Annotated in this window: 22 protein-coding genes; 9 read left to right on the top strand and 13 right to left on the bottom strand. The window is 32.3% G+C overall.

The window, feature by feature from the left end; genetic code table 11:
- Window positions 1–19: 19 nt before the first annotated feature.
- From GKZ88_RS18820 to GKZ88_RS18805, 4 genes are all read right to left on the bottom strand, one after another.
- Entirely contained in the window at window positions 20–967 is a 948-nt protein-coding gene (locus GKZ88_RS18820) for an aldo/keto reductase (protein WP_155103860.1), read from the bottom strand.
- 167 nt (window positions 968–1134) lie between these two features.
- Complete coding sequence (locus tag GKZ88_RS18815) at window positions 1135–2040, bottom strand: DMT family transporter (protein ID WP_155103859.1); 906 nt, start codon at window positions 2038–2040, stop codon at window positions 1135–1137.
- Window positions 2037–2678, bottom strand: coding sequence for an NAD(P)H-dependent oxidoreductase (locus GKZ88_RS18810; RefSeq protein ID WP_155103858.1), 642 nt, complete (start codon window positions 2676–2678; stop codon window positions 2037–2039). The genes GKZ88_RS18815 and GKZ88_RS18810 overlap by 4 nt, the downstream gene beginning before the upstream one ends.
- Before the next feature lie 124 nt (window positions 2679–2802).
- Entirely contained in the window at window positions 2803–3345 is a 543-nt protein-coding gene (locus tag GKZ88_RS18805) for a TIGR00730 family Rossman fold protein (RefSeq protein ID WP_155103857.1), read from the bottom strand.
- Window positions 3346–3560: 215 nt separating this feature from the next.
- Here GKZ88_RS18805 and GKZ88_RS18800 point away from each other — a divergent pair, with 215 nt between their 5' ends.
- The 4 genes from GKZ88_RS18800 (at window position 3561) to GKZ88_RS18785 (ending at window position 6624) form a co-directional block, all read left to right on the top strand.
- Window positions 3561–4001 (top strand): DoxX family protein, encoded by a 441-nt coding sequence (locus GKZ88_RS18800; RefSeq protein WP_155103856.1) that lies wholly within the window; start codon window positions 3561–3563, stop codon window positions 3999–4001.
- A 102-nt stretch (window positions 4002–4103) separates the two neighbouring features.
- Complete coding sequence (locus tag GKZ88_RS18795) at window positions 4104–4565, top strand: MarR family transcriptional regulator (protein WP_155103855.1); 462 nt, start codon at window positions 4104–4106, stop codon at window positions 4563–4565.
- A 9-nt stretch (window positions 4566–4574) separates the two neighbouring features.
- Window positions 4575–5009 (top strand): carboxymuconolactone decarboxylase family protein, encoded by a 435-nt coding sequence (locus GKZ88_RS18790; protein ID WP_155103854.1) that lies wholly within the window; start codon window positions 4575–4577, stop codon window positions 5007–5009.
- A 151-nt stretch (window positions 5010–5160) separates the two neighbouring features.
- Complete coding sequence (locus GKZ88_RS18785) at window positions 5161–6624, top strand: PLP-dependent aminotransferase family protein (protein WP_196216498.1); 1464 nt, start codon at window positions 5161–5163, stop codon at window positions 6622–6624.
- 8 nt (window positions 6625–6632) lie between these two features.
- Here GKZ88_RS18785 and GKZ88_RS18780 read toward each other — a convergent pair whose 3' ends face one another.
- On the bottom strand, window positions 6633–7268 hold the full coding sequence (locus GKZ88_RS18780; protein WP_155103852.1) for a hypothetical protein: 636 nt from the start codon (window positions 7266–7268) through the stop codon (window positions 6633–6635).
- 329 nt (window positions 7269–7597) lie between these two features.
- On the opposite strand from GKZ88_RS18780, the gene GKZ88_RS18775 reads away from it, so the two are divergent.
- On the top strand, window positions 7598–8188 hold the full coding sequence (locus GKZ88_RS18775) for a hypothetical protein (RefSeq protein WP_155103851.1): 591 nt from the start codon (window positions 7598–7600) through the stop codon (window positions 8186–8188).
- A gap of 60 nt (window positions 8189–8248) precedes the next feature.
- Here the strand turns inward: GKZ88_RS18775 and ppk1 are convergent, their stop codons facing one another.
- Entirely contained in the window at window positions 8249–10267 is a 2019-nt protein-coding gene (gene ppk1 / locus GKZ88_RS18770; RefSeq protein ID WP_155103850.1) for a polyphosphate kinase 1, read from the bottom strand.
- A 1098-nt stretch (window positions 10268–11365) separates the two neighbouring features.
- Between ppk1 and GKZ88_RS18765 the strand changes: the two genes are divergently transcribed.
- The 3 genes from GKZ88_RS18765 (at window position 11366) to GKZ88_RS18755 (ending at window position 14678) form a co-directional block, all read left to right on the top strand.
- Window positions 11366–12157, top strand: coding sequence for a polysaccharide lyase (locus tag GKZ88_RS18765; RefSeq protein WP_155103849.1), 792 nt, complete (start codon window positions 11366–11368; stop codon window positions 12155–12157).
- A 787-nt stretch (window positions 12158–12944) separates the two neighbouring features.
- On the top strand, window positions 12945–13322 hold the full coding sequence (locus GKZ88_RS18760; RefSeq protein WP_155103848.1) for a hypothetical protein: 378 nt from the start codon (window positions 12945–12947) through the stop codon (window positions 13320–13322).
- Window positions 13323–13397: 75 nt separating this feature from the next.
- Window positions 13398–14678 carry a hypothetical protein gene (locus GKZ88_RS18755; protein ID WP_155103847.1) on the top strand — a complete coding sequence of 427 codons (1281 nt, stop codon included), beginning with the start codon at window positions 13398–13400 and terminating at the stop codon, window positions 14676–14678.
- Window positions 14679–14853: 175 nt separating this feature from the next.
- On the opposite strand, the gene GKZ88_RS18750 is transcribed toward GKZ88_RS18755, so the two are convergent.
- The 3 genes from GKZ88_RS18750 to GKZ88_RS18740 all read right to left on the bottom strand — a co-directional run bounded on the left by GKZ88_RS18750 (window position 14854) and on the right by GKZ88_RS18740 (window position 18591).
- Window positions 14854–15930, bottom strand: coding sequence for an exopolyphosphatase (locus GKZ88_RS18750; protein WP_155103846.1), 1077 nt, complete (start codon window positions 15928–15930; stop codon window positions 14854–14856).
- A gap of 90 nt (window positions 15931–16020) precedes the next feature.
- Window positions 16021–17289, bottom strand: coding sequence for an MFS transporter (locus GKZ88_RS18745; protein WP_155103845.1), 1269 nt, complete (start codon window positions 17287–17289; stop codon window positions 16021–16023).
- 315 nt (window positions 17290–17604) lie between these two features.
- Complete coding sequence (locus tag GKZ88_RS18740; protein ID WP_155103844.1) at window positions 17605–18591, bottom strand: BstXI family restriction endonuclease; 987 nt, start codon at window positions 18589–18591, stop codon at window positions 17605–17607.
- A 691-nt stretch (window positions 18592–19282) separates the two neighbouring features.
- Here GKZ88_RS18740 and GKZ88_RS18735 point away from each other — a divergent pair.
- A complete protein-coding gene (locus tag GKZ88_RS18735; RefSeq protein ID WP_155103843.1) occupies window positions 19283–20185 on the top strand; it encodes an AraC family transcriptional regulator in 903 nt (300 codons plus the stop codon).
- 68 nt (window positions 20186–20253) lie between these two features.
- Here GKZ88_RS18735 and GKZ88_RS18730 read toward each other — a convergent pair whose 3' ends face one another.
- Genes GKZ88_RS18730 through GKZ88_RS18715 form a run of 4 tightly spaced genes read right to left on the bottom strand, consistent with a single transcriptional unit; the run spans window position 20254 to window position 22577 of the window.
- Window positions 20254–20742: a CHRD domain-containing protein gene (locus GKZ88_RS18730; RefSeq protein ID WP_155103842.1), complete on the bottom strand. Its 489-nt coding sequence runs from the start codon at window positions 20740–20742 to the stop codon at window positions 20254–20256.
- Window positions 20743–20799: 57 nt separating this feature from the next.
- Entirely contained in the window at window positions 20800–21345 is a 546-nt protein-coding gene (locus GKZ88_RS18725) for a YceI family protein (protein ID WP_347343899.1), read from the bottom strand.
- Window positions 21346–21351: 6 nt separating this feature from the next.
- On the bottom strand, window positions 21352–21696 hold the full coding sequence (locus GKZ88_RS18720) for a hypothetical protein (RefSeq protein WP_155103841.1): 345 nt from the start codon (window positions 21694–21696) through the stop codon (window positions 21352–21354).
- A gap of 17 nt (window positions 21697–21713) precedes the next feature.
- Window positions 21714–22577, bottom strand: a complete 864-nt coding sequence (locus tag GKZ88_RS18715; RefSeq protein WP_155103840.1) for a DUF5777 family beta-barrel protein — start codon at window positions 22575–22577, stop codon at window positions 21714–21716.
- Window position 22578: the final 1 nt, after the last annotated feature.

Raw genomic sequence — 22578 nt, 5'->3', positions numbered from 1 at the left:
ATAGTCGAATACCAATGCTTTAGCTCCATTCCGGAAATTGGGTTTTATTTAAGTCAAGTTTTTCAATTGCACTCATATCTTCATGATCGAGTTTGAAATCAAATATATTCAGATTTTCTATAATATGTACTTTTTGGGAAGATCTTGGAATGGCAACAATACCACGCTGATAATGCCATCTCAGATTTACCTGAGCAACAGTCTTGCTATGCTTTTTGGCAATCTTGGCAAATACTTCATTTGTAAAAAGTCCGTTGCGGCCTTCTGCAAAAGGTGCCCACGCCTCCATCTGAATATTATGTTGTTTCAGCACATTATATGCATTACCTTGCTGATAATAAGCGTGTGTTTCAATCTGATTCACAACCGGTTTTACCTGAGCATAGGACAAAAGATCAGCCATTTGGTCTGAATCGAAGTTACTTATTCCTATAGCTCTAATTTTTCCAGCCTTGTAAAGTTCTTCCATAGCTTTCCAAGATCCTTTCACATCACCTCTTGGACGGTGGATAAGATACAAATCGAGATATTCTAGTCCTAATTTTGTCAATGTCTCTTCAAAACCTTTTTTAGCATTTTCATAACCAGCATCATCAACCCATAGTTTCGAGGTAACAAAAAGTTCCTTTCTATTGATTCCACTCTGTTTTATTCCTTTGCCTACCGCTTCTTCATTTCCATACACTTTGGCGGTATCAATAAGGCGGTAGCCGACTGATAGGGCACTGGCTACAGATTGCTGGCATACTTCCCCTTTAAGCCCGTAGGTTCCAAATCCAAGCATGGGCATTTTTATGCCGTTATTCAGCTTAACATTTGTAATCTGAGTACCCTCTTTATCTATATCCATTATTGTATTGCCAAATAATTTAGGCATGCCAAAAAGGCCCAAGTAAATTCCCGCAGCGGCTGTGCTTTGTAAAAATCTGCGTCGGTTTATTTCATTTTTTTGGTTTTGAGAATCCATTTTGTTTGTGTATTAGTCAATTCGTATCAGCTAATAAAAGTATATATTATATTTTAAACAGAATGCTAAATTTTCTAATACAAATAATTATTATAAGAGATTAAGAAAGAATTAGCCTATTTTGAAGAGGAAAATTCTATTTTATAAGTCCTAAAAGTAAGCCGATTTTATGTATTCCTATTTTTCAACATTGCAGCGACCAGCACGAGACACACGCCAATCCATTGGCTAAAAGAAACATATTCATCAAGCAGAAAATGTGCAAATAAAATGGATACAGGAATTTCTAATGATGTAAAAATTGCTCCTAAGCCTATCCCTATTAAAGGCATTCCTTTACTGAAAAATATGGGCGGAAGAATGGTTCCGAATAATGCTATTAAAATTCCCCAGTTAAAAAATATCTCAAAAGAAAATCCATTTACAAGTGAAACACAAAAGGTCAAAAGTACCGTTATAAGTCCGCCGCTAACCATTAAAAAACTTCTTTTCAGTGTTGGAAAACCTACTTCAATATGGTTTGATGAATACATGGTAGCGGTGTATGATATTGCGGCCAGAATTCCCCAGCCAACTCCTTTCCAATTAATTTGATTATATTGATGCAAGACATCTGTTGCCAATATGGTTCCGAAAATTATGATACAAACTGCGGTTATTTTATATATTTCAGGTCTTTTTCTTTTTTGCAGCATCTCTAAAACAAGACTCATCCAAACTGCTTGTATGAGAAGAACTATACCCAAACTGACAGGTATATACCTGACCGCCATGTAATAAAAGATGCTTGTAAAACCAAGTGAAGTTCCAGAAATAATCAGTTTTATATAGCTCTTTCTGCTTTTATTCACTGCTTTTTCATTTACAAAAAGTGTTGCTTTTTTTGAAAAAACAGTAAGAATCAGCAAGACAATAAACCCTATTGAAAATTGTGAAATGGTAACCTCAGCTGTTCCATAGCCATCTTGGTATGCCAATTTTACAAAAGTTCCAAGCATTCCATAACAGCAAGCTGCCATGATTATGAACAAGCTTCCTTTCCAAATATCGCTGTTATGTTTTTGTGCGCTCATAAAACCTCTTTTTCTATTAAGCTTTTTATCGTTTTATGTGCAGTTTCCAGACTTTTTGCAAAAGCTTCCTGATCGCGTGATTCTCCATTAACTGCAATAGTATGAATATTGTCAATGCCAATCAGTTTAAACACTTCCTGTAAATAGGCGCTTTGAAAATTCATGTGTGCATTGGGTTCGCCTTTCTCGTAACCTATTCCGCCTCTTGTCAATAACAGAAAAATGGTTTTATTTTCAAGCAGGCCTAAATAAGGATTCTCAGTATTATCAGAATCAAACTTCCATGTTTCATTTATTCTAATAATTTGATCAATGTAGCCCTTTAATACTGCTGGAATGGACCAATTATACATTGGTGTGCCGAGTACAATACAATCTGCTTCTTTTAATTCCTGAATATAAAAATCACTTAGTTTTAAAGCTTGATTATCAATCTCATCTCTCACTTCTTTTTTCTTTGAAGCTGCTTGAATCCAGCTTTCATTAACAAATGGAATGTCGGAGTTGCTCAAATCTCTAAATTTAAAAACTGCTTCTCCTTGTATTTCATTCCATAGATTTACAAATGTTTCTGTCAGGGCTCTGCTTTTTGACTGAGCCGTTCTGGCACTTGCAGTGATAATCAATATCTTTTTCATAATTAGTATTATTTTGAAACAAAATTAGAGCGCAAATTCATCTGCATCAGATACCAATTTCAATAATCAATAGGATCCAGAAGTAATAAATATTGAAGAAGATATCATTCAGATTTACAAAATCTTATCCTTCTAAAAATATATCCATGCAGGCTTCTACCGAATCACAAACAAAAAACATAGACTCTTTTTTTGACTTTAAAAAATCGAAATTTTCGAGATTTTCAATCATTATTAACAAGGGGGCGTAAAAGTTTTTAATGTTCAATAAAACAATCTTTTTTTGATGGAGCCCTAACTGAAACCAGGTAAGCATTTCAAACAATTCTTCTAATGTCCCTAATCCACCCGGCAACACAATAAATCCATCTGCAAGCAAGTTCATTTTTGCTTTACGCTGATGCATATCATCTACCAAAATAAGTTCTGTTAGATTTTGATGAGCCACTTCTTTCTTCTGAAGAAACTGCGGTAAAACGCCAATAACTTCTCCATTATTTTCAAGCACTCCATCAGCCACTGCTCCCATTAATCCAGTACTTGATCCACCATATACCAGTCCAAAATCTTTTTGGCTTAATAATTTCCCTAAGCTGCATGCTGTCTCCTTAAAAATGAATTCGTTTCCAAAACCAGACCCACAAAAAACGGCTATTCTCTTTTTCATAATCTCTTTTTTATGTATCAAAATAACAGCAAACAATTTTCTGTATAAAGTCCCAAGTTTACAATAATAGAAGACCCAACAAGAAAACAAACATACCACGAACCAGAACAATCAATTTAAATTCATTGCCCAACTGGGTCCTATGTTTTAGTAAATCTGGGGCAATATTAAAGTACAGATGCGATCTACCTTTGCCTAAACAAATAATAGAAATTATGGAAGATCAATTTAAAACACCTCAGCTGCTTTTAAGATTAGCACTGGGTATTACATTCTTAACTCCTGTTTCAGACAGACTAGGAATTTTAGGTGCGCCAGGTACTGGCAATATCGAATGGGGAAACTGGCAAAACTTCATCGATTATACGGCTACGATTATGCCAATTTTTGAAAGACCAATGGTTAATTTTATGGGAGGCGCCGCTACTGTAGCCGAATTATTTATTGGTATTTTTCTAATAATTGGTTTTAAGACAAAATGGGCTGCCAGAGGTGCATCTCTAATAACCCTGACATTTATCATTTTTATGACATTATCGGTGGGAATTCAAAAACCTATTAATTATGGTGTTTTTACCGCAAGTGCCGCAGGTTTATTATTATCCTTTATTCCAAGCTATAAATGGAGCTTAGATAATGTATTAAAACTTAAATAATTGTTCTTTAATCCGAAGAAAATAAAAAGCTGTCAATTGATTGAATAAAAACTAAAAAAATCAATCACTTTTTACAAATTAAAGTACATAAATATTGCTGTCATGAAAACACAAGAGCCTATAAAATCTCAAAGCAAATCATCAGTAAATCAAAAGGTTTTGCTAAATATTACACATACAAAAAATCTTTTAAAGGATGGCTTGAGCGAAATATTAAAGCATTATAATCTCTCTCATGAGCAGTTCAATATTTTACAATTATTAAGGGATTTAAATGGTAAACCGGCAAATATGTTCACTATTCAAGAGAGAATGCGAGAAAAAAACAGCAATGCTACAAGACTGGTAGACAAGTTGCTTCTCAAAAATCTAGTTCTTAGAAAAGTATGCGATGAAAACCGCAGAAAAATAGAAATCTTTATTACTAAAAAAGGACTTACTGCTCTTAAAAATACTGAATATAAAGTACTTCATTACGAAATGAAATTTGCAGAGAATATGACCTTAACTGAGATTACACAACTTAATCGTTTACTCGAAAAATATAGAAATATTAATAATTAAATATAAAAAATGAAAACACGTATTAAAATCGATAAAATAGAACCTGCAGGATATAATGCAATTCTTGGACTTGAAAAATTTATTGAAAGCACTTCATTAACCAAAACTCACAAAGATTTGATTAAAATTCGTGCTTCACAAATCAACGGCTGTGCATTTTGTATCGACATGCACGCAAAAGAAGCACGCAAAAGTGGAGAAACGGAACAGCGTATTTATGCACTTAATGCATGGCGAGATACTCCTTTTTTTACCAATGAAGAACGCGCAATCCTTGCACTGACTGAAGAAGTTACACTTATCAGCGGACATGTAAAAGACGAAACATATCAAGCTGCAACTGAAGTATTAGAAGAACAATATCTTGCTCAGGTGATTTTGGCAATAATAACCATAAACGCCTGGAACAGAATAGGTATTACAACGAAGCTTATCCCAGCGTAAATAGTAAAACAAACTCCATTTAAGTAGCTGCCTCAAATTTATTGTTGGCAGCTTTTCTTTTAAAATACACTGGGTTATTTATTTATAATAATGAAGAATGCTTTAAATTTACTCTAATTCGAAAAACATGTCTCACGCAAAACAGTATAGAATGTTACCATACAAATCTCTGATACAGCTAAATAGAGACTCAAATATTGCATTATATGTTCAGTTGTGCAATAATTTTATTCAGTTGATTACTAACGGAACGCTCAAACCTTCAGATATTCTGCCAAGTACAAGAGTGCTTTCTGAATTGATAGGAATTAGTCGGAATACCGTGAAAATTGCATACGAAGAACTTATGAGCCAGGGCTGGGCAGAATCTGTGGAACGCAAAGGAATTTTTGTTCTCTCTAAACTTCCTGAACTTTCGCATAAAAAAATATATCAGCAAGTTCCAAATTCTGTAGAGAAAACATCTTCTTTTATCTGGAACAATCCTTTTAATACCAAAAACATTATCGAAGATTACCAAAAATCAATTTTAAGAATCGATGATGGTTTTCCTGATGTGCGTTTGACGCCTGTAGATCTTTTGATGCGCGAATACAGAAGTATTTCGAGAAAATTTTATGGAAAAAACTTTCTAAAATATGGACATCCAAAAGGTTCTGGAAGCCTTCGTTCCGCTTTATGCCGATATCTTTCTGAAACTAGAGGACTTGCCGTTGATCCTGAAAATATACTGATCACTAAAGGAAGTCAGATGGGAATCTATCTTTCAACCCAATTGCTGCTTACTTCCTCTGATAAAATTGCTGTAGGGCTATCAAACTATCGTTCAGCCGATGAGATTTTTAAATATAGCGGCGCTGAACTTTTACGAATACCAGTAGATGAAAATGGCATGGACATTGATTTTTTGGCTGAAGTCGTAACCCGTCAGAAAATTAAAGCAGTCTACATCATACCGCATCACCATTTTCCAACGACCGTTACGATGAGTATGGAAAGAAGATTAAAACTTCTTAAACTTGCCGAAGAACATCATTTTGCCATTATAGAAGATGACTACGATTTTGATTTTCATTACAATAACAAACCTTATATTCCGCTTGCAAGTATTGACCATCATAACAATGTTATTTACATTGGCTCGATAACCAAAACTTTTGCTCCCGCACTCCGAATCGGGTTTTTAATTGCTAATCCGGAATTTGTGAATGCATGTGCTTCTCTTAGACAGCTAATCGATAAACAAGGTGATTCCTTGCTGGAAGAAGCATTTTCTTCTTTGTATGATAATGGTGAAATGGAAAGGCATTTTCGTAAATCAATAAAAATATACAAACAGAGAAGAGATCTTTTTTGTGAGATACTGGCAACCAATTTTAATGATGTCATTACTTTTAAAGTTCCTGAAGGCGGACTTGCAGTATGGTCATTATTTGATAAAGAAATTCAACTTTGTGAATTGGCAACAAAAGGAGAAAAAAAAGGACTGAAAATTTCTGATGGCACATTTTATAATGACGACATTTATTTCCCTAACGGTTTAAGATTAGGTTTTGCCTCCATTAACGAATCAGAAATTGAGCAATCGCTTTCCATTCTCCGACAAATCATTTAAAGGCTTTTCTACATTGGCACAGCAACACCCAGCATGCATCTGCTTACTTTTTCTTCATGATCGTAAGCAGGCATAACCCATAATGTCAACTTTAGTTTTGAAATAGTGTACCTAAAATTGGGGCCCAATCCGTGATAACGCCAATCCATAAGCCCTAAACTAATTTTCTCTGAAAACTGGTGAAAAACGTTTACTTTATACAAATAATTATCAGGCCCATTCCCTATTTCAATTAATGCAAGAAACGAAGTATCTCCTTCTTTTAGCCAGATACTGGAAGAATATCTCGGAACTCGCTGTCCTTGCTCAATTCCTGCACTTACATAAAAAATTGCATTTTTATTTAACGAATAAGATAAACCAATTAAAGCCTGAGCCCATTTTTCTCTTGTAAGTCCAAAAAAGGTCAATGCAAAATGATCGTTTATTTTTTTACTTCCGAAATAATCGATTATCGGTTCAACTGATCCGTCTTTATTGAATTTTGAATAGTATTCAAGCTGTGCATTTGCATTTTTTGGAAGCATAATAAAAAACACGATCCAAACCCATTTTTTAACATCTTTAACGATATGCGTTTTCTCCTTAGATGGGATTTTTTTATCTAAATTTTGGCACAACAATCCTTTCACTAAATCCTTCATTTTCTTTAATACTATTTATTTTGAAAACAAAAGTAATGTGCCTTTTTACTAGATTACGGCTCCAGATTTAAGAAAGAATACAATCCAGGTTAATGAGGATAAATAGTCTGAGTTCATAGTTAAAAGTAGATACAGAAGCACAAGATGCTTGATTTTAAAATACAAAAACCACGTTGATATAATGAGCCTCAACAATATTTGTCTCATTTTTTTTTAACAAATAAAGTTTTAAACATCTCTATATCAATTTTTTATTTAACTTTAGATCCCCCCTAATCTTCAGCTTTGATTTCTAATCTGAGCGCTCTAACCATCTAAAATACTAAGATATGAAGTGGTTTGTTAATTTAGGAATGCAATTTAAAAGTAGATTTTCAAAGTCAAATCCTGCTCAAGATTTAATAGATCTAGAAAAAGGAAAGCAGCTGTATTTGGCAAGTAAATTTCATGATGCTGTATTACATCTTGATGTTGCTGCAAACTCTGGATTTAATATTGCGGTATATGAACTGCGGGCAAAATGTTTTCAAAAATTAGATTATCACTATAAAGCAATTGAAGATTTTGACAAAGTAATTGAAGATAATCCACTGAAATTTTTAAACTATTACAGTCGTGCTATTTCAAAAAATGCAATATTCGATTTGCAGGGCCAAATTGAAGATCTTCATAATTGTATTTACTACTACAAGAAAAATAAAAATATAGAAAGCGCTATTTTAAAAAATCTTGAAAGAGATTTGTTAACAGCAGAAAATTATGTTGAAGGGATAAAAAATAATATTGCCTCTATTCATAATGTTTCTTACGCTGAAATAAAGAATCATATTAATGAATGTCTTCTTCAGATAAGAAGAATTAAACTTCGAGCCAGAAGATTTAAATCACAAAGAAGCACTGAAATCCTTTTAGAAAATTAAAAAAACCTGACTTCTTAGCCAGGCTTTTGTTCCTATAAAATTAAAAGAAATAATAAACCATTATTCATTATTGGCTTCAGCAATCCAATTATAGATTTCGGTCTGTGCACGTCTTGGCACATCTAAACTTTGAATATCCATTTCGTTGTTTCCTTCGCTGTTTATGATTCTCCTTTTTGTATTATCTTCCAGCTGCAATTGAATTATAGTATTTATTTCTGCAATGTGTTTTTCATCATTTATTGGAAAAGCAACCTCTATTCTCCTATTTAAATTCCGATTTAGCATATCGGCAGATGACAAATAAATTTTTTCTTGACCATTATTTGCAAATTTGTAAATTCTCGAATGTTCTAAAAACATATCTACGATGCGATAGATTTCGATGTTTTCTGATACATCTTTAATTCCTGGCAATAATGTGCAGATACCGCGTACTATCATTATTACATCCACACCTGCTTTGCTGGCTTCAATAAATTTATCAATAATGTCATTCTCATCAACGCCATTTACTTTTAAAAAGATATAAGCTTCTTTGCCTTCTTTTTTATTTTCTATTTCGGTATTTATTAATTCTATTAATTTATCCTTCATATTAAATCCTGCGGCCAAAATATGTTTTGGCGGTGCAGTTTTCTTCTTGGACTTTAAAAATGCAAAGACTGTTTTTAAATCATCTGCGTATTTTTTTTCTGCAGAAAAGAATCCAAAATCAGAATAAATATTTGCTGTACTTTCATTAAAATTTCCGGTGGACAAATAACTGTAGTGTTTTTTGTTTCCGTATTTATCTTTCATAGTCACCAAAGCCACTTTTGCATGAACCTTTAGATTCGGCATGCTTTGAATGATTTTTATTCCGGCATTTTTCATTTCCCGCGACCAGAATAAATTATTGTATTCATCAAATCGCGCTTTGACTTCAACAAAAACAGTTACTTTTTTTCCATTTTTTGCAGCACTTATCAATGCATTTGCAATTAAGGAATCTGATGAAATACGATATAAAGTAATTTTTATCTCGAGAACGTTTCGATTAATTGCAGCCTGATTAAAAAACTGAAGCACATAATAATATGATTGATACGGAAAGTGCAGCAATTGATTTTGCTTATTAATAATTTCAAAAATGGATTTGCTGCTTTCAAAAGGCAGATGTTTGAGACCCGGATATTTTACTCCCTGAAGATTAGGTTTCAACGGATTTGGAAACTTGAATAAATCATACAGATTATGATGGCTTCCTCCTTTTATCATTTCCTCTTTTTTAAGTCGGAAAGCTTTTTTGCATATTGAAATTGTTTCAGCATCCATATTTGAATCGTATAAAAATCTTGTAGATGAACCGCGTTTTCGTTCTTCAATTTTGGCTTCAATCTTCGCTATTAAATCTCCTGAGTTCTCATCTTCTATCAAATAATTTTCATCACGATTTAATTTAATCGCATTACAAGAAATCACTTTTTCAGCAGGAAATATCAGAGGCAGACATTTCTTTATTATAGTATCAATTGAAATAATATAATGTGTATCTCCCTGAGTTTGCAATTGTTTATAGCGATCCAGTTTATCCGAAGGAATATTTAAATATGCATAATTATCATTACCTGCGTTATCTTTTAATTTTACCAAGAAATATAAACTGCGGTTATTTAAGAAATAAGTTTTAGGTTGATTTATTGAAATATAAATCACCTGAATATAAGACAAAATAATGCTTTTAAAATAATATTCAATCTCGTGCAGATGCTCTTCTATAAGTTCTTGATTTTCATAATACACTATATTATTAGCTTCTAATTGAGGCAGTATTGAACTGTTCCAAATTATTCCGAATCTATTTTGCTGCTGATTTACTTCTGTTAAAATTTTATCTAGTAAATCTTTATTCTTTTTTGAATTTTTAATCAGCAGTTTTCTGATTTTCACTCTGAAAAACTCATCCAAATTAGAAGAATGAATGGCTAAAAATTTAATTCTTTCATATAGAGAATTATTTGAATCATCAGCCTCATCCAAAATACAGTTATTGAAAGAAAGCCATGAAATTTCTGAAGGTATAAGGTAGTTTTGCACGTTTAATTAAATACGATTAGTAAACAATAAATTGATTTCTGCTTTTATGACATTTGTAAATTACAGCATAATTATCTTTAAATATAGATACAAACAAGCTGTTTACCATAATTTAATCCAATCGTAACATTTTTGTAATCAACATCGTATTCCTGCAAAAGGCATGCATTTATTCCAAAAAAAAAGCAAGGTTCGGCTATTTAACTATGATCCAGATGCTATTATACTCTTATATTTTTCAATCTCATCTTTTTTAAGCGTTCCAACTATAAATCTTTTATATTTACCCAATAAATAATATATCAGCATTTTTATGGCCCTAAATCTGCTCTTTCAAATTTTAACTTCATGGTTAATTGCCTATTGTGCGCTCAGCCTGTTCTATAAGACAGTCTCAGCAACATATAGCGAAATTTATCGTGAACCCACTTTTCTTACATCGATACTGACCGGAGTTGATTTAAATTTTCACCCAACAGCAAAATTCATTGTCAGCGGTATACTTAATCACAGCATCGGAATATGTTTTGCTGGAATTTACTACTTGATATGGTATTATGAATTTGCAGATATTTCATTCACGACAAGTTTAATAATAGGATTCATCAGCGCTTTATTGCGAATTATAAGCTGGACTCTTCTGCTTATCGTTATACCGTCATCATGGCTGATTAATTTTAAGGGATATTATCTGCAGCTTGTATTTTTGCACAGTATATTTACCTTTATAGTTGCAATTCTGTACAAACTATTTTAGATATCTCAATTCGGACTAAACCTCACCAATCCGAAGATAACACACAATCATTTTTAGACACATCAAGTTAATTTATTGATTACCTGATTATTGCAAAATAATTTAGCATTTTTACTCATAAAGACATTTTTAAATCTCTTCAGATAGGTGCAAAACGTGAAGCTGGATTTTTATGTACCTAAAATCGTACTTTTCACCTCCCTTTGTAACTTGTTATTAATCAACTTTGTAAGACAATTACTAAATACATTGAAACCACTTTTGAGAAACAGAAAATCTTTCTATCTCATTATCAATGATGTAATTACTATCTATCATTTATTAACCTTAATGTTTCAAAAATGAAAAAACTATTAAAATTAACAAGTTTGCTGTTCATTACAGCATTAGTGTTTCAATCCTGTGAAAAGGAACAAGATTTAAATGTGCCACAAAGCACTAACAAAGACGTGTCGCAAAGCGTTAACACCGATGCGCAGCAAAACACAAAAAAAGAAGCGGTCGCTGCTGCTGCTTTAGCAGGAAGTGCAGGAGCCAGAACAATCACTTTGTCAACCAATACACTATCTTGTCCTGGCGGTTTGTGTACATCCTATGGCGTTTGGTCAACGGGCGTTTATACGGTTTGGTTTCAAATGAAATTTAATTCCGGGTTCTATTGGAGCAGAGGCGGTAAATGCGGTTACGGTATTCTAATTGGTGATCAAAATACAGGTGGCGATCCTGGATGGGATGGTAATGGCGGCAGTGCCCGATTTATGTGGTACTGTCCAAATGGATCAAACACGGCCAAAGGAAGCGGTGCTTATCTTCAGCCTTATGTTTACTATAGAGATCAGCCTGGACAATTTGGTAACGATTTTGGAAAAAAGTACTATATTCAGGAAGGTGTTACATATAACTGTCAAATATCTGTTAAGTTAAATACTGGATCAAATACAGACGGATATGTCAAATATTATGTAAATGGCACGGAGATATTGAATCAAAAGATTCGCTGGGTGACCAATGACTCTAAACGAAATGTAAATGCCGTAAGTCTGCATACGTTCCGTGGAGGCAGCCAAGAATATTGGAAAGCTCCGGTTACGAGTTCTATCTATTATCCTAGTGCGTCTTGGGATGCGCTTTAGAACAATTTAACCCAGATAAATAAAAATCATAACTCCGATGCTGCTTATTATAAACTAATAACAGGATCGGAGTTTTTCTATTTGTACAAATCTGCTTTCCAAATTTGCCTTAAATATGGCAGAACTCGAAAGTTAATCCATAAAAAATAACCTTATTAATCTTTTAAAATTAGAATCAAACAAAATTAAAACCGAAAGAAATCAATCATTTTTAATGGCAATTTTATGATAGTAAATTTCATTTTTTTTTCTTCTGATTTCAAAAAAAGAACAAAACCAGTAAAAAGCCGCTATTTCCTCTTACGTAAAAATACTTGTTTAGTAAACTTATTTTTAATTCTTCCTACAATTTAAATTGACAAAAAAGTTTTTTTATTAATCCAACACCATTAAAAGGCTAAGAATTTAATTTAAAAACCACAATCCCCACAAAAACAAAACCTTACAAAAAACAAGGCAAATAAAATCAAAATTCAACCACCATCAGATGGTAGAAAAAATAAACACTAAATCATTAATTACCAATTACTTAAGTTGCAAAATCAAAAAATCTGAATATTTCAAAAAACAACCACTAAATGGTTACAAATAAATAAAACATAAATACCTCATTGTCAGTATTTTCTTTTAAAACATTCTAAAAAAAAAGTACTAACTCTAAAAAAAGCAAGAAAAAAGAAGAAATCAATTTAAAGAAAAAAGATCGCCAGATATTTTTAAAAATATATTTGTAAAGTCAACAAGCAGTTGAAAAAACAAATTATAAACTAATTAAATATAACCAATTATGTCAGACTTTTTAAAACAATTCGGAAGTGATCTAGAAAAAAATGTACCAGGTTTCATTGCAGTTTCAATTGCAGAAATTCAAACAGGAATGTCTTACTTTTCACTTTCAACAGTACCAGATTTTGATCCTGAATTAGCATCTGCTTTTAACCTTGAAGTTGTAAAAGCAAAAATGAATGCCGTTAGTGCTTTAGGGCTGAAAAATCAGATTGTTTCAGACATCATGATTACTTTAACCTCCCAAATTCATATTATCGATGTTTCTGAGAATAACTTATATATGATCTATCTCGCAGTTGACTCGACAAAAGCAAACTTAGGAATGACCAAAGCAACTCTTAATAAGTATAAAAAAGAAATTGCTTCTAAATTATAATGATTTGAAATTGTGAAATGGCTGACTTTTTAAAGGTTGGCCTTTTTTTTTAGAATAATTTAAAAAAAGAAAATTATGAAAAAGAAATTAATGTTACTTGTATTTTTTACTTTCACAATATTCATAAAAGCACAAAACACTAAAGGTATTAGTGGCGATACCAATTGGTTGAATATGTGGACCAATTTTAATCCCAAAACTACCAACTATAATGAAGCCTCAATGATTATAAACGGTGTGATTACCGCGAACATGACATTAAAAAAAGAAAATGTCTATATATTAGTTGGTACCGTTTATGTTGCTCCTAATGTAACGCTGACAATCGAACCGGGCACACTCATAAGATGTGATACTAGTACCTTGACCACATTAGTTATTACAAAAGACGGCAAAATTAATGCTGAAGGCACTGAAACTGACCCTATCGTTTTTACCTCCAATAAAGGCTCAGGAGACCGAAATCCTGGAGACTGGGGAGGTATTATTCTTTTAGGAGATGCACCAATCAACAAAACCGGCGGAGTTGGTACTTTAGAATTTGATCTTGATCCTCAGAAAGCGATGTACGGAGGAAATAATAAAGACAGTGATTCTGGAGTTTTAAAATATGTCAGGATTGAATTTTCAGGAAGAAGAACCGCTGCTAATAAACCGATAAATGGACTATCACTGGCCGGGGTCGGAAGCAAAACAAGATTAGAATATATACAGGTTACTTCATGTGATGATGATTCTTTTCAGTTTTATGGAGGATATGTAAACGCCAATAATTTAATATCTATGCGCTCTGCAGATGATGACTTTGATTTTACCCAAGGCGTCCAATGTAATCTCTCCAACAGTATCGCTATTAGAAGCCCGTTCTTGTCTGACAGTTACGGGTCTCGTTGTTTTGAAATGGAAACGGTCGACACCAGAAAAGGAGAAGTTTTAGACAGCAAAAAAGAAATGACCCGAGTAAATGCAACAAATATCACGATGATGCATACCGAGGATATTGGCTCCGAAACTGAAGGTCTTAAACACGAAGCAATATTAATTCGGGAAAACACTTTTTTGACATTAACCAATTCCGTAATATCAGGATTTAGCCATCTCATTATATTTTCAGATACAGTTACAATCTCCGATGAATATTTAGAGAAAATAACTTTAAAAGATTTGCTTATTAATGATACTAAGATTATTGGAACAACTCAAAATACTGCTACCAACAACTTCATCAATAATTGGTATCAAGGAAAACAATTCGGAATCGAGTTTATAAAGCTTAAAAATGATGAATTATTTGCCAGTTCATCCATGCGAAAAAAGCCTGATTTTAGAATTAAAAACCAAAATTTGACTAACTAAAAAGCAATAAAAAAACCAGTAATCATTAGACTACTGGTTTTTTTTATTATTTCACTTCTCAATATAATTGGAAAACTAATATCCGGTGTTTGAATTATCAATTAAAATGTAAAAAATAAAACTTCAAAATCACTCCTTTTTAGCCTATTTAAAGAACATTCTTAAAAAAGTCATCTTATTGAATATTCTTTGCTCTTCTTGCACCATCTGCAATATAAGAAAGCAGCCAAGCCATTTGTCCCTGTTTTGTGAAATAGATGTTTTTCGATTTAACATCAGGAATTTTTTCTAATAAAGTCAGCAATATTGAATTTGCTGCAATCAAGTATTTTTGAGAGTAGGTTTTCAATACTTTTTCAATATCCTTATTTTGGAGCGCTAATGCTTCAAATTTTGCATAGTCGGTTTTAATCATATTATTATAATCTACAACTTCTTTAATTTCAAATGGGCTGAAATTTTCAATTGCTCCTTTTCCCTTATAAAGTGTGTAAAATGCCCAAACAGCGCCCCCAGACATATATACATTTTTTTTGCTGGAAATTTTTGGACTTTGCATATATAAATGATCTGTCTGCTCTCTTAATTCAGGTAATGCATTAATCAGCAATTCATTAAATTCATCAACTGAATTGGTTTTGGTATTTTTGTTTATTTTCTCTGTAAAGGTTACTGTTCCTAAATCTAATGTCATGGGATAAAACCTCAAAATATCCTCTTCGCTGAATTCCTCCACAAAACCGCCCTTAGTATTTCCTCCGCCAATATCAAGAATAACTGAGTCAGAATACTCTTTTGGCGGAATGCATCCTTTTAATAATAATTTTGCTTCTGTATCAGAAGTAATTATAGCTACATTAATATTGGTAAAAACATATAGCCTTTGAAGCAGTATGTCTACATTTTTAGCCATTCCTACGCCAGAAGACACAACTATAAAGATCTTTTTTTCTTCAATTTTGTATTCCTTAAGCAGTTTGGTATAATTTTTTACCGCGACATTAAAGGCCGCATCAATATCACTTTCAGCTAATTTTCCGTCTATGGCGATCCCTTTTGCAATAGCCACATTTTCTGTCCAAAAATCAACTACTTCATATTTTCCCTTTTTAATGTTTTGGACATTAATTATCGACATTTTTACTCCCTTGCTTCCTATTTCGATTCCGGCATAAAGTTCTTGTGAAATTAAATACGAGGGAATTAAAAAAATAAAGATAATTATGATTTTTAATGCAATATTTTTTTTCATCTTAAATGGTATTTTTAATAATAGGAACAGCTCATTTTACTCAAACCTTGAAAAGGAATTATAGGTCCATTTTTGCCTCGAAGCACATCATTATTTCTTGCTTTTATCAACAAAAATGGATTGCACTATTTTTATCTTAGTATCTATTGTTTCTTTTTCAACTGTTTTTACCAGCCAATAACAAAGAGAAATAGCCAATAAACCAATTAAACTCATAAATATGAAATCTGCCCTGTAACTCGCATACGCGACAATTTCCATTCCTGTCTTAGCACTTAGTATATGTGCAAGACTGAAACTCATTGTAAAAACAGACATGTACCTGCCCTCTTGATTGTTGTGTGATCGGGTCATGGCAAATGAATTTGCAAAAGGAAAAGTTAACATTACCCCAAGAGTCATAAAAAACATCATTATATACAATATGCCGTACCATTTGTCATTCAATAACAGCAGAATATAACTAAGCACCATAAACGATAAACCAACCATTATAACACTTAGCTTATTAATTCTGTTTTTTTCAACATAATTGACAATCGGCAATTCAAACAGCAATGTTAAGATACCGCTAAAGCTTAAAATCAGACCGCTGTTTACTTCTGATAAATTAAATTGTTCTCTGTGGTACAATGTCAATGTTGTAAATACTTGAAAATACATAATCCCTGTAATCAGCGAAATGAACATATGCGTTAAAAAAGCCTTATCCTTTAATATCGCATATTTGTCTACACCAATATTGTTTTTTTTAAGTTTAAAAGGCAGTTTTCTTTCTTTAACTAAAATAACAAAAACCAAAACTGCCAATATACAAGTGATAGAATCTACATAAAACAGATATTTATACCCTACTAACGTAATGATAACACCGCCTAAAGGTGGCCCAAATAGAAAGCCCAGACTTGTTGCTGATCTTACTAAAGCCAGAGCCCTCGTTTTGTTTTCTTTTCGAGTATAGGTATTTAAGGATACCAGCATTGCAGGCCTGAACATATCTGCTATAGTTGTTAAAAGCAAAATTGAAAGACAAAATCCTTCAAATGATGTTATATACTGCAGCATAAAAAAGATTATTCCGCTTCCAAAAAGACTTCCAATCATTACTTTGTAAAATCCAATTTTATCAGACAATATACCGCTCAACCAGGTGCCTATAAAAGAACCAACCCCAAAACAAACCATAACCCAGCCAATCTGATGATATTCAAAATGCAGGTTCTCTCGCATGTATTTTGAGAGAAACGGAATTACCATTGTTCCTGTTCTGTTTATAAAGGTTATCAATGTCAAAATCCAAATTTCTTTTGGGAAACCGCTATAATTTTCTATGTATTTTTTTCTTAAGTCGCTAATCATTTTTTTTTCTTTTTTGGGTGAGGTTTTTTCTTTTTTTTTTTGGAGCCACTTTTAAATAAATAAAAAGCACTGCTTTTTAAAATCGTTATTTGAGTTTTTCAATTTATAATCTCAAATAATTGATTTAAAAAGAGTTCCAGTCTAAATGCAAAAAAGCGTAATAATTAAGAATTACTGCTAATGAGTAAAACTTGCTTTTAAACACAAATAGTTTTCTATCTAAATTGTGGATTTAATGTCTTAGGGAATTATTCGGTTTTTAAAAGGTGTATTCTTATTCAGAATAACCATCTAAACCTATCCTTTCTTACAATCTTAATTAGATGAATCCTTGTTAAAAATGATGGTACTTACTACCACTTCTTTCATCCATTTAATTGTTTCGATCACTCCTGTTTCTTTACAAATCATGTTACAGTTTTGATGTCCCCAAGCTAAATTATAGGGCGAATGATTGAATTCACCAGTTTTCAACTGATTAATATAAAAAAGGTTTATCTGACTTATATCCTTATCAATATCTGCTGACTTCTCACTAGATTCAAAAAAGTTAATCAGAAAAGCTCCTGCACTTAATTTTTTTAAACAAAGGGGGCAAATCGTGTTGTTTGCATTATTAATAATTCGGGTCTTATAAAGTCGGTCAGTATTCGCTAATTTTTGATTGTTACAAGCTGTTGTTATAGCTGTAATACGATGTTCGATCTCACTTTCAGTCATGCCTGCGTTGAGTGCTACTTCTTTAGAATCATAGCAAAGCCAGAATAAATATTCTAATTGCAAGTGGCAGGATTTTATCGTAAATAAAGAAGCATATTCTGCTACTCTGATTCCGGCGCCTTTACAGCTGCTGGTATTAAATCCAAGAACAATTTTCTCTTCGTCTTTTGAACCTGACGATAATATTCTTGCAACAAAATGACCATCTATTGGAGTTGCTCTTTTTTCAGCGACGGACAGCTTGTTTTTATACGGATTAAATTTATCCCATTGTGCCCTTGTTTCGTATAGCAAAATAGCATTGACACCAAGTTTTAACTTCTTGGCTTTCATTACAATTAATGCATCAGGATTTGTATAATAATCCTCGGGACTTAGGACAACAATAAACCCGCTTTCAAATTTTTGAGAAGTTAAAACAGAAATATCAAATAAATGAATGGATTCAAAAGGTATCAAAACGGTGCCATTTCTATTGGCCCTATTTTGAAAAATCACATCATCATTTGCACTTCGGGTTTGTCCGGTTTTGTAGATTTTACTTTGCAGTAAAGGAGGTAGTTTAGGTAGTCTTTTTGCCATAGGTTAGTTAAGTTGGTGGTTTGATTTATTGTAGATTTGGCAGCAATATCTTCTTTACATTCTTTAATCTTAAATATTCACAGTAAAATGGTATTCATTTTTTTGATTAACTTTTAAAATTCTTTTCTCATTTCATAGTTCTTTTTTTTAATCCTATCTGATATTTTTGTAACTTTCTAAAAACAAATTAATTAAAAAATTAACATAGTCTTATTCCCATAAAAATAGGTTAATTTTAATGAAATATTCAAGTTTTATAAAATTTTAAAAACTTAAACACTTGTTAAGATATAAACAAATCTATTTGATTCAATTTTCAAAATAAATGGACTATATAACTATTATGATGGACTATATTACTATTATCTCTTTTCGCTCTTTTCAAGAATGCTTTTATACGCCTATTAAATTATAGCAAAAAATTTGCTTCGTTCTTATAATGGACTATCTCATTATTTTGTAAAAGCAAAAAAAGAAACGTGTAAATTTTCTTGCAAAACTTATTGATTACAATTTCAAGAAAAAAAATCTCAATTATCTCTAAATCGACAGTGAAAAGAATATTTTTTTAAACTAAAACCATTAAAATTATAATTTACAGGTAAATCAAAAATCATTTTAAAATTCCAAGAGAAGAAAAATAAAATTGTATTTTAGCAGTAATTGCTTTTTTTGGTCATAATAAATTATCATGGAAAGTTTTAAACAACAAGATGGTTTTCAGAAGGAAAAATTAATATCACTGCCTAATAATATTTGGCAAAAGGCAATTAAAGAAAATCCTGTATTAAGCCATTTGTATATAACTCATATCGGATATTTCCCTAAGGCTACTTATTATTACAGGGAGCGAAAAAAAGGCTGTGCAGATAATATCTTAATTTACTGTGTACGTGGAAAAGGGTGGTATTCTTTAAATAACAAACGTTTTGAGGTTAGGCCGAATCAATTTTTCATAATTCCTGCAACACAGGAACACATAATTTATGGAGCAGATGAAAATGATCCCTGGACAATTTATTGGGTACATTTTGGCGGTCGTGAAATAGACCTTTTTAATAAAAGTTTCAATATAGGCTTATTTGATGGTCCGAGACAAATTGCCTATAATGAAAAAGGAATAGAACTATGGGATAGCATGTACCAAAACCTTGAAATGGGTTATGGCAAAGAAAACATTACCAAGGCAAATTTATGTTTATATCATTTCGTTTCTTCGTTTTTGTATCCTGATGTCAATGTCAATGAAAAAAAGCAGGACGAAAAAGATTTGATAAGCAGTACAATCGTCTATATGAGAAAAAATCTTAACGGAAAAATCACTTTAGAAGATTTAGCCGTAGTAAACAATCTGTCTCCTTCACATTTTTCACTACTTTTCAAAAAAAGTACCGGTATGGCTCCACTGGATTATTTTATCCATTTAAAATTGCAACACGCGTGCTTGTTGTTAATAACCTCTGAGGTTAAAGTAAAAATTATTGCTGCTGATTTAGGATACGATGACCCTTACTATTTTTCTCGACTCTTTAAAAAACATATGAAAGTTTCTCCATTGCAATATCGTTTTTCACCGCAATCAAAGTCATCATAATATAAAAAAAAGAAAGCTTTTCTATTTAGATTAGAAAAGCTTTCTTTTTTAAGGAGTTATAAACGGTTTTAGTAACCTCCGCCTCCTCCACTGCCTCCACCGCTTCCATTCGGATTATCGGTAATGAGCTGTCCTCTAATTTCTCCCGCTGTAAAAGCTTCAGTATGCAGATTTACATAATAATTATTTGCCAGAAGATCTGTCTCTTGTTCTGCTGTTAACGCAGCGCTTGTGTAACTAAAAGGTGATGTAATATTAGTGAAAGGAAACACGATTGGGCCACTAGTACCTACAGCACCTTTGTGTATATGCCCCATAGTTGGTGTTAATCCTGTATAAGTTACATTGAGTGTAAAGATTTTCGTGGTTTTGTTGTAACTCAATGTTGCAGTTCCTGTTGCAGTTGAAGCATTTGCGGGTACTTCACTGGTACCATTCAAAGTTGCATTGAAGGTAACAATAACAGGCGCTGGGGGTGTGGGATCGTCATCATTACTGGAGCAGGAAGCTCCAATAAATAACAACAAAATTGCCGAGAAATTTAATAGCGATTTCATAATTATGTTTTTTAGATTAATAAAAAAGATTAAAAAACTATCGATTATATAGTTTTGCTATTTTTCATCAAGAACTAGATCCAAACTAACTTGAACATCTTCAGACACTTTGCTTTTTACAATGCTTGGTATTTTGATATTAAAATCTTGATTCTTAACTGTAAAATTTCCAGATATATATACTTTACGATCTTTAAGTTCTGCGTTTACTTTTGTTTTAATTTTTTTTGTAACACCGTGTATGGTCAAATCTCCTTCTAAATCGTATTTTTTAGAAGAAGCCAATTTCGAAGCATCAAAATTTAAGATTTTCCCTTTGAAGGTTGCTTTTGGATATACAGAAGACTCCATATAATTTTCATTAAAATGCTCTTCCATTAAAGGAATTTTAAATTTGAATGCTTTTACCAAAGCTAAAACAGCAAACTCACCATTCGATTCATCAAGAATTGCAGAAACCGAATTATTTACGGCGGCAACAGGATCAAAAGAAGGTACAGAGGCTTCAAATTTTATTTGTCCGGTTCGGGTCATCATCTTTTGGGCAAAAATTATATTTCCCAAAAAAAGGAATACTATTATAAGTGCTATTTTTTTCATCATCTTGGCTTATTCTTTAATAAATCCGTTAGTTACCCAAAGTTTTATCATATCAATATCGGTTTGAGGCAGACTTCCTCCCTGAGGCATTCTTTCTCCACAGGAATTAGATTCAATCAGACAAACCAAATTGGCATTAAGACAAGCATTTTTCACACCTTCATAGGTTTCTAAATTAGGATATTGATTTGCCCCATAATGACAGCTAAGACAATTATGTTCAACAATATGTTCAATATTAGCCTCATAAGTAGGATTTCCGGCCGGTCTGCTTATTTCACTATAGGTGTTTGATTCACAAGAAACAATAAACACACTTGGCACTGCCATTAAAAATATTTTTATTTTTTTCATTGCATATTGTATTAATTTTAAAAAACCCTATATAAATTAAATCCAAAATAAATACCTCCGCCATTCCATTTTCCAGTCGCATTAGAAAACACATAGACATCATTCATAGTCTGGCAATTTGAGAATACCATCTGAAAAATATGTCCGCCGGTATCAATATCCAATCCTACCGAAAGTAAATTATGATACACATCATTTTCTGGTGCATCTATTCGGGGCGCATATTCAAGATTCATACTTAATCTTTTTGTGAATTTGTATCTTCCGCCAAGTCCCAGAACAAATTGATCTTTTCTCTCCGTTGTTTCATCATACAAATTTTTATGAATGTAAATGGGCGCCATTTCAAGTGTAATCTTATCCGAAAACTTTCTTGAAATTAACAATTGTGTTGTATACGCTAAACGATTATTAAACTCCAAATATGGGTATTGATCTGTACTCAAATTTGTGTTGATATCCATAGTATTATACCCTACAATAGAAACAGGAAAACCATTTTCTTCCTGATTTTTTAGCCTGTATTTTGCGGTCAGTTCATAAATCTTATTATTCGTTTGTCTTGATGCTCCAACCGACAACCAATTTGTCAATCCGTAAATTGCTCCTAATTTGGTATACGCGTCATCTAATCCAAAAAAATTATCAAATCCTTGAGTTAAATCACCAAAACGATGAGAAATTAATACATACCACTCACCTTTGGCGGTTAATTTTGTCGACTGCATATTGCAAATCTGGAGCCCTTTGAAACCTAACGTTTCGGCCTGTTTTTCTTTGGATTTTATAGTATCCAATTCCTTTAGCAAATCATCTTGTGCTGAAGCATGGCCTATAACCGAAAGAAAAAATGCTAAGGATAAAAATAATTTTATGTTCATT

It is taken from the genome of Flavobacterium sp. LC2016-01 (assembly GCF_009711135.1).
Classification (GTDB): domain Bacteria; phylum Bacteroidota; class Bacteroidia; order Flavobacteriales; family Flavobacteriaceae; genus Flavobacterium.
This window is presented reverse-complemented; position numbering and strand designations above follow the sequence as displayed.

Coding starts and splice junctions, on each gene's coding strand:
- GKZ88_RS18820 (WP_155103860.1), bottom strand. CDS start 967: ATGGATTCTCAAAACCAAAAAAATGAAATAAACCGACGCAGATTTTTA.
- GKZ88_RS18815 (WP_155103859.1), bottom strand. CDS start 2,040: ATGAGCGCACAAAAACATAACAGCGATATTTGGAAAGGAAGCTTGTTC.
- GKZ88_RS18810 (WP_155103858.1), bottom strand. CDS start 2,678: ATGAAAAAGATATTGATTATCACTGCAAGTGCCAGAACGGCTCAGTCA.
- GKZ88_RS18805 (WP_155103857.1), bottom strand. CDS start 3,345: ATGAAAAAGAGAATAGCCGTTTTTTGTGGGTCTGGTTTTGGAAACGAA.
- GKZ88_RS18800 (WP_155103856.1), top strand. CDS start 3,561: ATGGAAGATCAATTTAAAACACCTCAGCTGCTTTTAAGATTAGCACTG.
- GKZ88_RS18795 (WP_155103855.1), top strand. CDS start 4,104: ATGAAAACACAAGAGCCTATAAAATCTCAAAGCAAATCATCAGTAAAT.
- GKZ88_RS18790 (WP_155103854.1), top strand. CDS start 4,575: ATGAAAACACGTATTAAAATCGATAAAATAGAACCTGCAGGATATAAT.
- GKZ88_RS18785 (WP_196216498.1), top strand. CDS start 5,161: ATGTTACCATACAAATCTCTGATACAGCTAAATAGAGACTCAAATATT.
- GKZ88_RS18780 (WP_155103852.1), bottom strand. CDS start 7,268: ATGAAGGATTTAGTGAAAGGATTGTTGTGCCAAAATTTAGATAAAAAA.
- GKZ88_RS18775 (WP_155103851.1), top strand. CDS start 7,598: ATGAAGTGGTTTGTTAATTTAGGAATGCAATTTAAAAGTAGATTTTCA.
- GKZ88_RS18765 (WP_155103849.1), top strand. CDS start 11,366: ATGAAAAAACTATTAAAATTAACAAGTTTGCTGTTCATTACAGCATTA.
- GKZ88_RS18760 (WP_155103848.1), top strand. CDS start 12,945: ATGTCAGACTTTTTAAAACAATTCGGAAGTGATCTAGAAAAAAATGTA.
- GKZ88_RS18755 (WP_155103847.1), top strand. CDS start 13,398: ATGAAAAAGAAATTAATGTTACTTGTATTTTTTACTTTCACAATATTC.
- GKZ88_RS18750 (WP_155103846.1), bottom strand. CDS start 15,930: ATGAAAAAAAATATTGCATTAAAAATCATAATTATCTTTATTTTTTTA.
- GKZ88_RS18745 (WP_155103845.1), bottom strand. CDS start 17,289: ATGATTAGCGACTTAAGAAAAAAATACATAGAAAATTATAGCGGTTTC.
- GKZ88_RS18740 (WP_155103844.1), bottom strand. CDS start 18,591: ATGGCAAAAAGACTACCTAAACTACCTCCTTTACTGCAAAGTAAAATC.
- GKZ88_RS18735 (WP_155103843.1), top strand. CDS start 19,283: ATGGAAAGTTTTAAACAACAAGATGGTTTTCAGAAGGAAAAATTAATA.
- GKZ88_RS18730 (WP_155103842.1), bottom strand. CDS start 20,742: ATGAAATCGCTATTAAATTTCTCGGCAATTTTGTTGTTATTTATTGGA.
- GKZ88_RS18725 (WP_347343899.1), bottom strand. CDS start 21,345: ATGATGAAAAAAATAGCACTTATAATAGTATTCCTTTTTTTGGGAAAT.
- GKZ88_RS18720 (WP_155103841.1), bottom strand. CDS start 21,696: ATGAAAAAAATAAAAATATTTTTAATGGCAGTGCCAAGTGTGTTTATT.
- GKZ88_RS18715 (WP_155103840.1), bottom strand. CDS start 22,577: ATGAACATAAAATTATTTTTATCCTTAGCATTTTTTCTTTCGGTTATA.